We start from the raw sequence: 15,096 nt of genomic DNA, 5'->3' as shown, positions 1-15,096 counted from the left end.
TTTTTTAATCTATCTCTAATTCCAGTAAAAAATATAGAATCTCCCCCTCTTTTTTTATGAAATCAAATTTTGATTCAATAATTTTTCTATCCATTGATATAAATTTTTTTAAACTAAATATGCTATCTATACTTTTTCCACTGCCATTTAATATTATTTTATTTTTTAGAAACTCTATCTTTTCCAAATAAATATCAGATTTTTTACACGCTTTTGATAAAAAAACTAAATTATCTCCTATTTCAGTTCTCTTAAACTCTAACTCTTCATTACTCTCCAAATGATTTTCAGATAATTCACTATCCAACTCCTTTAAACTTTTCTTGTAACTTAAAGTCTCTTTTTTTAATGCTATATTTTCTTGATCTACTTCATGAACTTTTAAATAGATAGCTAATCCTAAAATAAATTCGATTGCTATTATCGTTAAAAATACTATCTTAACTTTTTTACTTACCGTGTTAGATTCCTTTAATATCCACCCCTTCTTAATAATTATCTCCTTTATTTGAAAAATAACTTCCTCATCTAAAGTGATTTTTGTTTTTAGAACTACCTCATCAGAAATTTCATATATAGCTAAAAGCTCATCAATCTCCCTTGGGATATCCTTTTCATCTTGAAATAGTCCTTGATTAATTATCTCGCCATCTTCCAATATTTTTATTCCTCTGTCACTAATCTCTAATATTTTCATTTTTTAATATAGCCTCGACTCCCTTTATCTCTCTTTTATAGCTCTTAAAAAAATCTGACTCTCCTGAAAGATACTCATAAAACAAAATAGCTCTAATCTCTATCTGATTATTTTCTATATCTATAGTTTTAATTAGTTTTATCTCAAGTATATTTTTGGTATATGGAATTAACACTAATCTATTTTCTACAATCTTTTCGTTTTGCTTAACTGTAACTCTTTTATAGCCACTTCTAGATGTTTCCTCACCATCAATCCAAACCAAATTCTTATCTTCAAAATACTCGATTATATCTTTATAATCTCCATTTTCAATTGAAATATTTCCCTTAAATACCTCATATTCTGCCAATGTAGAAAGATTTTCCGTTATCCAATAACCATCATTAGCAGACTTTAAAACAGAAAAATTGTCAATTTCATTTTTATAATTCAATAAACTTATAGAACATAACCATACTAGAATAGACACAATCAATAAAACAGTTGGAAGAATGTACCCACTATTTTTTAAAGTTTTTTCTAAACTCCTCATTTAAGTAATATCCCTCCATTGACACCCCATAGTCTTCTAATTTGAAATTTACTTTGGAATTTCTTATAATAGTTTCTCTGGTGTCTGTCTCCACGCTTATACTATTTTTCTTTTTTCTTTTTCCTATTAAAGAGGTTATGCTACTCCCTTCACAAAAATATATTTCTATATCTGTAAATGAGTCCTCTCCCGGTATATATTTTTCAATTATAAGTGTATTTCCACTATTCAAAGAAGGGGTAGAGTAATCAACAGAGATTCCTATTCTAGATAGATTATATATTTTATATTCCAATGACTCGTATATTGAAATATTTATTCCCTCCAATATTAGCCTCATCTCTTTATTAAAGCGGAATCTATTTACTTCTAACTTTCTTTCAATATTTGCATATTTTAAGTAATAAAATAAAACTTGAAATACAATTGTAATCACTATTAAGGTAGATAACATCTCTGTTATAGAAAAACCTTTATTTTTGTTTATATACATATAATTTACTCTCTCTTTTCAACATATTTTTCTCTATTTTTATCTCTAATTCATAGATTTCTCCAAAAATTCGATTTCTCTTTATATCAATTGTGTATTCTTCATTTAAAGAGATGTAATCGTTTGTATTCAATGGATTTTTATAAAATGCTCTTATTTTTTCAATCTCATTTTCTAAATTATTAAACTCATTTAATCTATTAAATCCTCTTTTCAAATGGATTAAAGAAAAAAATAATGGATTTAAAAGCACTAAAAGTATTGTTAAACTTGCTAGAACTTCCAGATATGTTGTTCCCTTTCTACCATTGTCCATAGCTCTCCTTGACTATAATAAAAAAATATGATAAAACCAAAAATGGTCCAAATGCTACCTCTCTATCCAATTTTTTTAAAAAAATATATTTTCCACTTAGATAGATTAAAGAGCTAATAAAACTTATATTCATAAATAGTAAAATATCAAAAAATGACCCAAATTTTAAAAGAAATCCCAAACTTACAGCCAATTTTATATCTCCCATTCCCATACATTCTTTGTTGAAAATATCACTTCCATACCCATATATCAGTATAAATGGCAAAGCATACAATGCACCACCTACAACTCTTTCCTGTAAATTTTCCTCCAAAACTCCTAGAATTATTCCTAAAAAAAGAAGGATTAAATTACTTTTGTTCAAAATTATTTTCTCTCTTATATCCCTTACCACTATCTCTAAAAGGACTGCTATTATAAGCAAATACACTATAATTTTGACCATTCATCTCCCCTTATATTAAAATCGAAAGTTTCTCCATAAGGCACCAATATAAACTCCTTACTGCTATTCAAATCTACTTTCACTTTTCCACCATATTTTATTTCTTTAGTATTTGTGCTCTCCTTACTTCCACCGATATCTATAAGTAATTCATTTTCTATCAACTCAAATTTATCTCCCACATACTTCGATAGTTCTACTAAAACATCCCCTATACTATTGTCCTTTGAATTTGGGTAATTACCATTTTCTAAATAGTATGTCTCATTAGCTATTCGCAAACTTTGAAGTGTGTTTATCGCTTTTGAATCTTTTGCAATGGCTAAATAATCCCTAACTTTAGGAGCTATAAAACTACTTAAAATTCCTATTACACCCAGAACTAATACTATTTCAATCACACTAAATCCCGCTCTTTTTTTATTTTTCATAACCCCTCCTAAATTTCAAAAATATCACTCATATTTAATATAGGTAAATATAGACCAATAACAAAAGTACTTATTAATATTCCTACAATCAATAATAAAATAGGTTCAGATAGCTTTAAAACTATCTTTATCCTTTTATTTAGCTCTTCATCCCTCACCAGAGAAATCTCTCTTAAAACCATTTCAATCGTTCCACTTTCCTCCCCAACTTTAATCATATCAATTTCTTCTAAAGATAGTATATTAAGTTTTTTAAAACATTCTGAAAGTAACTCTCCTCTCTTTATACTTTTTAATATAAACATCCTATTTTTTAAATATCCGTTATCTAAATTTTCTAAAATAATGTCTATTCCTTTATCAATAGAAATTCCTGATTCTAACAGTAAAGATAAATTTTCTAAAATATTTATTACATATTTTTCTAATAAAAATTTTTTTACAATAGATATCTTTTGTAATTGTTTTTTCAAATTAAAAAATTTTATGGAAAAAGAAATTATACAAGTAGCTATAATTAGTATATATGGGTATTTTTTTAAAATATCTTGAATATTTAGAATACCTCTTGTCAAAAATGGTAATTTATCCTTATCTATTTCATACAATATTTGAAAATTAGGTACAATAAAATAAAAAATTAAAATTATTATTATTGTTGATATGAATAAAATAAATATAGGATATGATAGAGCTATCTTTAATTCATTTTTCAGTTTTTCTTTTTTTTGTTTTAAATATGCAACTTTAAGAAAACCCTCCCCTATTTTTCCTGCACTTTCTGAAACATAAATAATTAAAAGCTCTCTTTCTTTTATCAAATCTTCATCTCTTAAAATTTCATATATATCCTCTCCTTTTTCCAACTTTTTATAAAGATTAAAAATTTTAAATTTTAAACTTAAATTTTTAGAACTACTTTTTTGAAATTCTATAGATTTTTTTAGAGAAAGTCCTGCGTTCAACAATCTTCCTATTTTAAAATACATTTCTTCTAACTCTTTTTCCCTAATTTTTCTTTCGAATTGCACTTCCAAAATTTTTATTAATTTCCTCTCCTCTTTAAAGAGTTTGTTTAAAAAAGCCTTTTTATTTTTTTCTAGGTATATATCTTCCAATTTATTTCTTTTTTCATCCAAAATAAGGCATCTATATAGCCTCATATTAAGCACTCTCTCAAAACCTCATCTTTTGTTGTAATTCCAATTGCAACTTTTGTGAAACCATTATTTAAAAGATTTTTAAACTCTTTTGTCTTTAAATAAAATTCTAAATCTTTTATACTTTTATTTAAAATTATATCTCTGATTTCCTTATCAAAAAATATTATCTCTTCTACAATTTCTCTACCTTTAAAACCATCATTGCAACAATTTTTTTCTATTTTACCTCCACAGATTTTACAAACTTTTCTGACTAATCTTTGACTTTCAATAGCATTTATAGCAGTTGCAATAATAAATCTATCGACTCCAAAATTTATTAACCTGTCTATAGCTGACATGGCGTCCTTCGTATGAAGAGTAGTTATAACCAGATGACCTGTCAAAGAAGCCATCAATGCTATTTCTGCTGTCTCTTTATCTCTTATCTCACCAACCAAAATAACATCTGGGTCTTGTCTTAAGACACTCCTTAATATCATGGAAAAATCTAAACCAATCTCACTTTTACACTGAATTTGATTAATATTTGGAAACTGATATTCTATTGGGTCTTCTATTGTAATTATGTTCATTTTCTCATTGTTTAAATAGTTTACTATTGAATAAAGAGTTGTTGTTTTACCACTTCCTGTTGGACCACAAAATAACAACAATCCATTTTTTCTATTCAAAAGCTCTTTTAATCTTATTAAATTTTCATTTGTAAATCCCAAATTTTCTAAAGAAACTTCTGATATGTTATTTTTTAATATTCTTAAAACACATCTCTCACCAAATATAGTTGGAATCAACGAAACTCTAAAATCAATTTTTTCATTTTTATATTGTGCTTTAAATCTACCATCTTGAGGCAATCTTTTTTCTCCAATATCAAGTTCACTCATCAATTTTAATTTGGTCAATAGTTTTAATCTAAAATTTTTACTTAACTCTTGATAATTTTTTAATATTCCATCTATACGAATCCTTATTTTAATACCACTTTCTTTCGATTCAATATGTATATCTGAAACATTTTCCTTCAAACTATAAAATATCAATTCATTTAAGAACTCTAAAATGTCCTCTTTACTGGACTTTGTTTCACTAAATTCTCTTATTTCAAAAACTTCTCTTTTAAAGTAAATATTTTCTCCCATAAATCATCTCCTTTCAATTTTTAAAACTTTAAATTGAACCTTATTATCTGCTGTAGAAACTTTTACATACTTAATTAAAACTCGATTCTTATATGTTGTTGTAATCAGCACAACAGTAAAAATTATGGCTATTATAGGATAATTTTTTAATCTCATTACTCCTCCATCCATCCAACTCTATTTTGTCCATCCTGTGAATAATGGTACTTTAATATATTGTCATAATTAATCTCTTTTACAGCTCTATTTAGATATATATTTATCTTTAAAACCTTCTCTTTTTGAAATGTGTAAAATGCAACTCTATTTTCAACCTGACCTGTATATCCAAATATATACATAGTAAAAGCTTTACTTAAATTTCCATTTTTTGTTGTATCAACTTTAAAATTTTGATTTCTTCTATTGTCATAAATTATTTCGTACTTTAATTTTTCAGGTAGATACACCTTCTCTATAACGTCTGTATTCAATTTTTTTACAGTCAAATTTTTATCCAGCATATTAATTTCTAACTGATATTTATTTTTCTCATATAGAGATCGTACAGTATATTTTATAAAAAATGCCTGAATAATACGTCTACTTCTTTCTAAATCCATTTTTTCATTATATTTTATTTTTTTATAAAATAAAAAAGAGCTAACTATAAAAATAATAGCGACACACGCTATTGTCTCTAAAAAAGTTAGCCCTTTGTTCTTATTATTTTTGTTCATACTCACCTTCTCTTAAAGAAATTTATTTTATTTTTTTAAAAGATACATCAAGTTGATCAAAAGATGAAATATATTTTACTCCTATACTTTCTAAAAAATCATATGCTTTTTTAAAATCTTTTCCTAAATCTGATGCTTTATGTGAATCTGAACCTATTGTTATGATTTCTCCTCCAAGTTTGAAATAACGTTTTATTATGTCATCACATGGATAGAATCTATTTTCATTGTATCTTACCCCAGAAGTGTTGATTTCAATCCCTTTTCCTTTAGAAATAATGTTTTTTAAAATCTCATCAATCACCTCTTGATACCTTATATAATCTATAAAACCTTTTTTGTCAATACCTCCATATCGTGTAATATAATCAAAATGACCTTGAACACTAAATTCATTAAAATTTTTCACACTTTCCAATATTTCTAAAAAATATTTATCATGTGCTTCTTCCCTCGTTTTATCTTTCCAAAACTCTTTCTGATCCAAAAGTAATCCATCTACACTATGAACAGAAGAAATTATAAAATCAAATGGATATTTTCTTATAATTTCATCTCCTTTTTTACCTAAGTGTTTCTGTATCCCAAATTCCATTCCCAATTTTATATCTAAATCACTTTTATACTGGTCTTTCAATCTTAAAATAGTTGGAACATATTCATCTAAATTTAAGACAAAATCGCTACTATTAGATGTCCCCTCCACATCTAAATCCATATGGTCCGTTATTGCTATCTCTTTAATTCCCAGTTCTTTAGCTTTCTTACAGATTCTATCTAAATCCTCCACAGAATCTCCTGAAAAACTACTATGTATATGGTAATCACTAATAATCATTGTTTTCTCCTCCTAAATTTATTTTACAGTTATAAGTATAACAAAAAAAACTGCAAATACAAGTTATTTAACCTCCTATTTACAGTTTTTATTATTGTTCGTAGTACTATTTTTTTTTCAGAGTTGCTAAAAGTAATGCTATATCATTTCCTGTTACCCCACTTATTCTTGAGGCTTCCCCAATCGAAAGGGGCTTTATCTCTTTTAATCCCGCTTTGGCTATATTTGAAATACCAATTACAGTATCAAAATCAAAATCTTCAGGAATACCTAAAGCCTCTAATCTTTTAAATCTTTCTATCTGCTCTCTTTCTCTTTCAATAAACACTTCATATTTTATCATTGTTTCAATTTGATTTTTTACAAACTCTGGATATTCAGCAATATGTAATAAATGTGCCAAATCGTCATATGAAATCTCTTTAAATTTAAGAAGCTCATTAGCTTGAACTCCCTTGGTCAACCTTTGCTCCGCTCCCTTTTTTTCCAACAATTCATTGGCATCTTTCATAGAAACTTTTGCTTCTTTTATTCTTTCTACCTCTTTGTACACATCATCCCTACATTTTTTTAAATACTCAATTTTTTCTCTTGGAACAATTCCAATCTCCTCTGCTTTATCTAATAACCTCATAAAGCCATTATCAAATCTAAGTGTCAATCTATACTCTGATCTTGATGGTAACACTCTATAAGGCTCTGGAGTCTTTTTGTGAATAATATCATCAATCAATACACCTATATATCCTTCACTTCTATCAAAAATTACAGGAGCTTTATTCAAAGTTTTTCTTGCGGCATTAACTCCTGCAATAAATCCTTGTGTAGCTGCCTCTTCATAACCTGATGTCCCGTTTATTTGACCTGCAAAATATAATCCTTTTATTTTTTTACTTTCCAAACTTGGATACAGTTGTGATGCGGGTGCATAATCATATTCCACAGCATAACCATATCTCATTATTTTAGCATTTTCTAAACCTTTGATAGATTTTAACATGGCTTCTTGAGCAAATGGTGGCATTGCTGTTGTTAACCCATTCACGTAGAGTTCATTTGATTCACTTGATTCTAACTCCAAAAATATCTGATGATCATACTTATCTGGAAAATTTAAAACCTTTCTATCCAAAGATGGACAATGCCTTGGTCCATGTGTTTCAATTATTCCTGAAACTATTGGCGAATATTTTAACATCTTTTTTGTTACATTTAAAGTCTCCTCTGAAGTATGAGTTAACCATGTGGGAACTATATTATTTTTTTCTTTTTGTGTATATATAGAAAAGTATCTGGGATGCTCTTCCCCATAAAGTGGTTTCATAACAGAAAAATCCACTGTTCTCTTATCTATTCTTGGTGGTGTTGCAGTTTGATATCTCTCTAAATGTATTCCATTTTTTTGTAAACTATCCGATAACTTTTCAGCCGAATTCTCTCCCATTCTACCAGCAGGATATTTTACATCCCCTATAACTATTCTTCCTTTTAAAAAAGTTCCTGTAGCTAATATAACTACTCTAGAAAAATACTCTATTCCTAAAGCTGTTCTGACACCTTTTATATTTCCATCTTCCACCAAAATTTCATCTACACTATCTTGCATAATATCTAAATTCTCTGTTTCTTCAAGTAGTGCTTTCATCTTAGTTCTATATAAAAATTTATCTGCTTGCCCTCTTGTTATTCTAGCAGCAGGACCTTTACTTGTGTTTAAATGCTTTAACTGAAGATTGTATTGATCTGTATGTCTCCCCATCTCTCCACCTAAAACATCTATCTCTGCAACTAGATTACTTTTTCCAGGTCCACCTATCGACGGATTACAGGACATCATTCCTATATTATCTAATGCCAGAGTAAAAAGTAGTGTCCTTCTATTCAACCTTGCACTTGCTAGGGCAGCCTCTACTCCCGCATGACCTCCCCCAACAACAATCACATCATATTTAAAAGTCATATACTTCTCCTTTTATTTTTGTTCATATACATAAATAAATTAAAAAAATTATAGCCACAGATTTATTGTCTGTGGCTAATATCTTTTATTTTCCTACACAGAAATTACTAAAGATATGATCTAAAAGATCTTCATTACTAATCTCTCCCGTTACCTCTGACAATGAATCCAAAGCCTCTTTCAAATCTACAGCAATTAAATCCATTGGTAATCCCATCTCTATTGTTTCAAATATATTCTCTACCGCCTGTTTAGTTTTTTCCAGTGCTGACTTGTGTCTAACATTGGTAATAACTAATTTTTGTGAACTGTCTTCAATTTGACCAGAAATAACATAACTGTATATCTCTTTTTCCATTGAATCTATTCCTATTTTCTCCAGGGCAGAAATTTTTATCCACTTTTTTATTTTTGTTAATGGTGTTACATCCAGTTTAGATTCAATATCTGTTTTATTTATAAGACCAATAACTTTATCTGCATTAATTCTATCGTGAATTCTTAAATCCTCTTCATCTAATTCTCTTGAATTATCAACCACAAATAAAACCAAATCTGCCTTTTCGATAAGCTCTTTCGATTTTTCTACACCTATATTTTCTACTAAATCATCTGTTTTTCTTATTCCAGCAGTATCCACTAGCACTAAAGGGATTCCATTCAAGTTTACAACCTCTTCTATAACATCTCTAGTAGTTCCAGCTACATGGGTAACAATAGCTCTTTCTTCCCTTAAAACGGAATTTAATAGACTTGACTTTCCAACATTTGGTTTTCCAACAATAGCTGTTTTTATTCCCTCTTTAATCATTTTCCCTTTATTATATGATTTGATTAAAGCATCAGTTGTATTAACGACATTGTGTAAATTATCTACCAAATCATGTGGTAATGGATCGTCTATTCCCTCTTCAGGATAATCTAAAACTACATTGACGTGTGCTGATACATCTAAAAGTTGTTTCTTCAATACATCAATTTGTTCTCTTAAATCTCCTCTAAGTTGATTTAAAGATAGAGATATACTTTTATCAGTTTTTCCATGTATTAAATCTATAACAGCCTCGGCTTGAGTTAAATCTAGTCTTCCATTCAAAAAAGCTCTTCTTGTAAACTCACCTAATTCAGCTATTCTAGCTCCATTTTTTAAAACTAATTCTAAAACTTTTTCTGTGATTAAGAAACCACCATGACAATTAATCTCTACGATATCCTCTTTTGTATAAGTATTTGGTCCTTTCATTATTGAAACTAATACTTCATCTACAAGTTCCTCTTCATCATAAAGATGACCATAGTTAATACTAAAATTTCTAAGTTCACCAACTTCTTTTTTGGATATAGGTTTAAATATTTTTGTTAGTATACATAAGGAATCGCTTCCTGACATTCTAACAATACCTATTCCGCCTTCTCCTCTTGGAGTTGAGATGGCAGCGATAGTGTCAAACATATAACTCACCCCTATTTCTTTCTTCTAATAACAATATATCTTTTAGGGTCTTTTCCTTCGCTATAAGTATCTAATTCTAAATATTTATTAACAACTTCATGTATAATTTTTCTTTCTCTTGGTGGCATTGGATTTAATTTTATAGGTTTAGTAGTTTTCATGGCTTTTTCTGCCATTTTTCTAGCCAAATCTCTCAATGTTACATTTCTTTTTTCTTTAAATCCTTCTACATCAACATCTATTCTAACATCCTTTATTAGAGTGTTCAATAGATATTCATAGCTATTTAATGTCTTTCCTTTTTTTCCAATAATTATTCCATTATCTTCACCATAAAGGTTTATAACACAATTTCTACCCTCTAATCTTAAAATTTCAACTTCTAATTCAAGTCCCATTTTATTCAATAGCTCTTGAGATGCCTCTATTATCTCTTTTTCTCTATTTTCTTTTACTTCTTTTTTTATCTCTATTTTCTCTTGCTCTGCTTCTACATCAATTTCTGATATTGGAGTAGTTTTTGCTACTTCATCTTTTTGTAAATCTGAAATCTTATTCTCTTCAGCTTCCACTTCTCTACTAATTTCAACTCTATATAATCCATCTTTAGCAAAAAAACCAAAGAACGATTTAGGCTTCTCTAATTCAGTAACTTGAACTACTTGATCAGCAGTAACCTCCAATATTTTTATAGCTCTAGCAATAGCAACTTCTCTACTACTCGCTTTGATTTCAATTATATTTTCCATAACTCTAGTCTTAGTCTCCTTTTTTCATTATGAAATATTGTTGTACTATTCCCATAAAACTTGATGTTAACCAATAAACTTGTAATCCAGCTGGCATTTTATAAGAAATAAATACCATCATCACTGGAAATATATACATCATTTGTTTCATTTGTGGATTACTATCTGTTCCTGTTAATTTTTGTTGAATGAATGCAACAACACCATTTAAAACAGGTAATATATAATAAGGATCCGGTTGTAACAGATTCATCCATAGGAATGACTCAGAAGGAACGATACCTCTTTCAGCTCTCAAAACACCAAACAGTGCCCATAAGATAGGTAGTTGAATCAATAGTGGTAAACATCCTCCAGCCGGATTTACATTTTTTTCTTTGTAAAGTTCCATTGTTTTCTGGTTTAGTAAATTTTTATCATGACCATATTTTTCTTTGTATTGCTCCAATATTGGTTGTAGCTCTTTCATTTTTTTCATTGACTTATCTTGTTTCAATGTCAGTGGTAATAATACTATTTTTATTAATATTGTTAATCCTATTATGGCTAAACCAAAGTTTCCTGTAATTCCATTTATAAATAGCAATATTTGTTCAAATATTTTGTATAAAAATTCCATTTTATTTTTTTCCTCCGTATTTTTTAACTGGTGGCACAGGGTCATATCCCCCTTTAGAATATGGATGACACCTTAAGATTCTTAATATTCCCAAATACACTCCTTTAAAAACTCCATGCATCTCTATTGCATCATACATGTATTTTGAACAAGAAGGTTGAAATATACAGTTTCTCCCCAAAAATATTGAAATATATTTTTGATAAAATCTTATAAAATTTAAGATTGTTTTTTTCAAGATATATACTAAGCTATTTTTTATATAGTTTAGAATTTTTAAGAACACGGTCAAGATCTTTTTTCATCTCCTCAAAACTTAAAGTTTTAAATTTTTCTCCTGCTGTTCTTTTAGCAACAAAAATTATGTCATAACCTGTTATTAGATTTTTTTCATTTAAACGACAATACTCTCTAAATAATCTTTTTAATCTATTTCTACAAACTGCATTTCCAGTTTTTTTACTTACGACAAAACCAAATTTATTTTCATTTGTTTCATTTGCTTTAAAAAAAATAAGAGAGTAATATCCAAATGATTTTTTTCCGTAATTATAAACATTTTGAAACTCCCTATTTTTTTTTAAATTAATCATAATTTTTAACTCCCTAAAATAGTCCTTAAATCTTTAAAAACCCGGTGTTTTGAATCACCGGGTTTTATGCTGATAATACTTTTCTTCCTCTTGCTCTTCTTCTTTTTAATACTTTTCTTCCGTTTTTAGTTGCCATTCTAGCTCTAAATCCATGATCTTTCTTGTATTTTCTGTTATTTGGCTGATAAGTTCTTTTCATTTTTTCACCTCCTAAAAATATCTATATTTCAGATAAATATTTTAGAAGAAATTTTGAGTTTTGTCAAGTAAATTCTGATAAATAAAAAATTAATAATTAAATTTAAAGAAAAATATTAAGGATGATAAATTTAGATGCTTATAGTTGTTTTTTGTTTTTTGTATAATGTTATATGTACAGACTAAGTTACAAAAAATATATAGCTTAGAGTATTGATTTTAAAGAGTTTATGTTAAAAAAAATATTATTGATGATATACAAATCTATAAAGGTTGATTTTGTTGAATATGTAGACTAAAAAAATAATATAAGTTCAATTAAATCAATGAGTTTCGAATATTATTGATAATATACACAAAGAAAAGTCTCAAATTTAAAGGGATTATAAATTTTTTACTCTTTGGAACTTTAGTTAAATCAATGGTTTTATATAAAAAATAAATATTATTGACTATATACATGAAAGAAAGTCTTATTTTACTTAAAGAGAGGTAATCAAAAAAAGAGAAGAACTCAATAAAAATCAAGTGTTCAGTAGATTGAAAAAATATTATTGTAGATATACATAAAATAAAGTGTTTATTTATAGGCATTTTATAGCTACATAAAAATAGAGATTACTCATTTTATGGGAAGATTAAAAAACAAAAAAATATTATTGTTAATATACAGAAAAAATGGTATATTATGTTACGCTAGATATATTTATTATTGTTAATATACATATTTAGTATTATAAAATGATGGAGAGGTTTTTAATGGAAAAGAAGGTGAAAAAAGAAACAGATAATATTGTGGAGAATTTTAATATAACATCTACAGGATCATTATTAACAGATATAACAAAGATCGATATAAGACTAAATCAATTACCAGATATTGAAGTCAGAGAAGTTATAATAAAAGAAACTGGAAATTTTTTAAATTTGAAAGATAATGTAATAAATATACCTGTCGAAATGATTGTTTTTCCATTTTTTACTCCTCAGAAACAAAATAAAAGAGTAAACTTTCAATATTCTTTCGAAGATTTAGGGGTTACTATGTATTGTACATTGGTAGCTAAAGATTCACGAGATAAAGTGTTTCAACCCTCAATTTTTGAAGAAAAAATATATACATATTTAATTTCTACCTATGAAGCTAAAAAAGATTTGAATGATGAGTATGAGTACATAGAATTTGAAATTTCAGATTTTATAGTTCATTTTTTAGGGAATAAAATGAATAGAACTTATTATACGAAAGTTGAACAGGCATTAAAAAATTTAAAAAATACAGAATATCAATTTGTTGTTTCTAATCATACTAAATTAGGGAAATATAAATTTGAAGATGAAGAGTTTAAACTTTTAACTTATCAAAAATTAAAAAAAGGTAAAAAAATATATTATAGAGTTACTCTTAATAAGAATATACGAAAAAAAATTAGTGATAAGAGATATATAAAATATAATTCCAAAGCTTTGATGGAGATTTTGGCAAAAGATCCTATAGCTGGAAGAATTTATAAATATATTAGTAAGATTAGATATGAAAAGCAAGAAGATAGGATAAATCTTAGGACAATTGCAGCAATTATTCCATTAAAAACAGAACAAACAACTGAAAGAGTAAACAAAAATGGAGACACAAAAACTTATGTTCTTTGTAGAATGAAACAGGTTTTAAAAAGAGTTGAAAAAGCTTATGATGTGCTGGTTGAACTGGGCTATGTGGAGTATTATAAGGCGTATCAAGACAAAAATGAGGACACATATTACATAGTTTATAAGTTTAATAGTAAAAAGGATGGAGAGTGCCACGTATCATCATTTATAGAGAGTTCAAAATCAAATAAAGTTAAGGAGATTGTTTACTCGAAGGAAAAAGAACAGTATACTGAGAAACCTAGTTTTAATTCCGAGGAAATAGAGGAAGCCGAAATTGTTGAAGTCACTGAGACAAGTTCTCAAGAAGAAATGAAGATAAAAGTGGAGAATAAAAAAGAAGTAAAAAAAGCTCCAATAAAAAAGATTGAAAAAAATAATGAGTTTATTTATCCTGATGAAGTGATAAAAAATATTCAAAAAGCTAAGAAAAATATATATGTTTCGAGGTCTTGGGATAAAAGAACAGATACTAAAGTAAAGAAGATATTTATAGAAGAGGGAGAAATTGTTTTAATTGAGGTTTTAAAAATAATATACAAAAATCTAAACTCCAATATAAAAACAACTTTAGTGCAATATATAAATGGTGTTTTAAAAAATCTTTTAAGTCAGGAGAAAGATGTTTCAAAACAAAACTTGACTTTATTTAACAATATAGTTAAAGAAAAAGGTTTGATAAGTAAAAAGAAAATTAATCAAGCGAGAAGAACGGTGAAAAAACCAGTTATAAATAGTTTGAAAGATTTAATAGATGAAACTGATATATCCGTAGATATTTTAAAGGTTTTTGATGAATATGATGAATATGAAAAATTGAAAATAGAGGAGCAGGCAATCAAACTTTGTTCTCTTGAAGAAAATATTGATGTAAATTTCTTACTGACTATGAAAAGAAAATCAAAAAAAATCTATTTTAATACAATAAAAAAATATATTGAAAGAGTTATTAATGAGTAGATTTAACAAAAAGTTAAATATGTTAAATCAGGGTGAATAAAAGAAATGATATAGAGGAAAAAGTGTGGTAAAAGACTTAAAAATGAACGTTTTATGACAAAAAAACAATTCAAAATAAAAATTGACAAAATT

General features: G+C 27.3%; 19 protein-coding genes. 1 reads left to right on the top strand and 18 read right to left on the bottom strand.

Going from position 1 to position 15,096, the window contains the following annotated elements:
* Positions 1-4: 4 nt before the first annotated feature.
* From ACWI69_RS02765 to rpmH, 18 genes are all read right to left on the bottom strand, one after another.
* Positions 5-697: a hypothetical protein gene (locus ACWI69_RS02765; protein ID WP_448820331.1), complete on the bottom strand. Its 693-nt coding sequence runs from the start codon at positions 695-697 to the stop codon at positions 5-7.
* On the bottom strand, positions 678-1,232 hold the full coding sequence (locus ACWI69_RS02760) for a hypothetical protein (RefSeq protein WP_448820330.1): 555 nt from the start codon (positions 1,230-1,232) through the stop codon (positions 678-680). Before ACWI69_RS02760 ends, ACWI69_RS02765 begins: the two co-directional genes overlap by 20 nt.
* Positions 1,201-1,725 (bottom strand): hypothetical protein, encoded by a 525-nt coding sequence (locus tag ACWI69_RS02755; protein WP_448820329.1) that lies wholly within the window; start codon positions 1,723-1,725, stop codon positions 1,201-1,203. The genes ACWI69_RS02760 and ACWI69_RS02755 overlap by 32 nt, the downstream gene beginning before the upstream one ends.
* Complete coding sequence (locus ACWI69_RS02750) at positions 1,706-2,041, bottom strand: hypothetical protein (protein WP_448820328.1); 336 nt, start codon at positions 2,039-2,041, stop codon at positions 1,706-1,708. The genes ACWI69_RS02755 and ACWI69_RS02750 overlap by 20 nt, the downstream gene beginning before the upstream one ends.
* Complete coding sequence (locus tag ACWI69_RS02745; protein ID WP_448820327.1) at positions 2,028-2,489, bottom strand: prepilin peptidase; 462 nt, start codon at positions 2,487-2,489, stop codon at positions 2,028-2,030. The genes ACWI69_RS02750 and ACWI69_RS02745 overlap by 14 nt, the downstream gene beginning before the upstream one ends.
* On the bottom strand, positions 2,474-2,920 hold the full coding sequence (locus tag ACWI69_RS02740) for a type II secretion system protein (protein WP_448820326.1): 447 nt from the start codon (positions 2,918-2,920) through the stop codon (positions 2,474-2,476). Before ACWI69_RS02740 ends, ACWI69_RS02745 begins: the two co-directional genes overlap by 16 nt.
* An 8-nt stretch (positions 2,921-2,928) precedes the next feature.
* A complete protein-coding gene (locus ACWI69_RS02735; protein WP_448820325.1) occupies positions 2,929-4,059 on the bottom strand; it encodes a type II secretion system F family protein in 1,131 nt (376 codons plus the stop codon).
* A 20-nt stretch (positions 4,060-4,079) separates the two neighbouring features.
* On the bottom strand, positions 4,080-5,225 hold the full coding sequence (locus tag ACWI69_RS02730; protein WP_448820324.1) for a GspE/PulE family protein: 1,146 nt from the start codon (positions 5,223-5,225) through the stop codon (positions 4,080-4,082).
* A gap of 3 nt (positions 5,226-5,228) precedes the next feature.
* Positions 5,229-5,381, bottom strand: a complete 153-nt coding sequence (locus tag ACWI69_RS02725; protein WP_448820323.1) for a hypothetical protein — start codon at positions 5,379-5,381, stop codon at positions 5,229-5,231.
* Positions 5,381-5,944 (bottom strand): hypothetical protein, encoded by a 564-nt coding sequence (locus tag ACWI69_RS02720; protein ID WP_448820322.1) that lies wholly within the window; start codon positions 5,942-5,944, stop codon positions 5,381-5,383. The genes ACWI69_RS02725 and ACWI69_RS02720 overlap by 1 nt, the downstream gene beginning before the upstream one ends.
* Positions 5,945-5,966: 22 nt before the next feature.
* A complete protein-coding gene (locus ACWI69_RS02715) occupies positions 5,967-6,782 on the bottom strand; it encodes a histidinol-phosphatase HisJ family protein (RefSeq protein ID WP_448820321.1) in 816 nt (271 codons plus the stop codon).
* A 106-nt stretch (positions 6,783-6,888) separates the two neighbouring features.
* Positions 6,889-8,742 (bottom strand): tRNA uridine-5-carboxymethylaminomethyl(34) synthesis enzyme MnmG, encoded by a 1,854-nt coding sequence (gene mnmG, locus ACWI69_RS02710; protein WP_448820320.1) that lies wholly within the window; start codon positions 8,740-8,742, stop codon positions 6,889-6,891.
* 85 nt (positions 8,743-8,827) lie between these two features.
* The gene (mnmE, locus tag ACWI69_RS02705; protein ID WP_448820319.1) at positions 8,828-10,195 is read right to left on the bottom strand and encodes a tRNA uridine-5-carboxymethylaminomethyl(34) synthesis GTPase MnmE; all 1,368 of its coding nucleotides are present in this window, start codon (positions 10,193-10,195) and stop codon (positions 8,828-8,830) included.
* Between the two features lie 11 nt (positions 10,196-10,206).
* The gene (locus ACWI69_RS02700; protein ID WP_448820318.1) at positions 10,207-10,944 is read right to left on the bottom strand and encodes a Jag family protein; all 738 of its coding nucleotides are present in this window, start codon (positions 10,942-10,944) and stop codon (positions 10,207-10,209) included.
* 10 nt (positions 10,945-10,954) lie between these two features.
* On the bottom strand, positions 10,955-11,563 hold the full coding sequence (locus ACWI69_RS02695) for a YidC/Oxa1 family membrane protein insertase (RefSeq protein ID WP_448820317.1): 609 nt from the start codon (positions 11,561-11,563) through the stop codon (positions 10,955-10,957).
* Position 11,564: 1 nt separating this feature from the next.
* Complete coding sequence (gene yidD / locus ACWI69_RS02690; protein ID WP_448820316.1) at positions 11,565-11,801, bottom strand: membrane protein insertion efficiency factor YidD; 237 nt, start codon at positions 11,799-11,801, stop codon at positions 11,565-11,567.
* Positions 11,802-11,814: 13 nt separating this feature from the next.
* On the bottom strand, positions 11,815-12,156 hold the full coding sequence (gene rnpA / locus ACWI69_RS02685) for a ribonuclease P protein component (RefSeq protein WP_448820315.1): 342 nt from the start codon (positions 12,154-12,156) through the stop codon (positions 11,815-11,817).
* Positions 12,157-12,220: 64 nt separating this feature from the next.
* A complete protein-coding gene (gene rpmH / locus ACWI69_RS02680; protein ID WP_023050045.1) occupies positions 12,221-12,355 on the bottom strand; it encodes a 50S ribosomal protein L34 in 135 nt (44 codons plus the stop codon).
* 758 nt (positions 12,356-13,113) lie between these two features.
* Between rpmH and ACWI69_RS02675 the strand changes: the two genes are divergently transcribed.
* The gene (locus ACWI69_RS02675) at positions 13,114-14,964 is read left to right on the top strand and encodes a replication initiator protein A (protein ID WP_448820314.1); all 1,851 of its coding nucleotides are present in this window, start codon (positions 13,114-13,116) and stop codon (positions 14,962-14,964) included.
* Positions 14,965-15,096 lie beyond the last annotated feature (132 nt).

The sequence above is a fragment of the Cetobacterium sp. genome (assembly GCF_977044495.1).
This window is presented reverse-complemented; position numbering and strand designations above follow the sequence as displayed.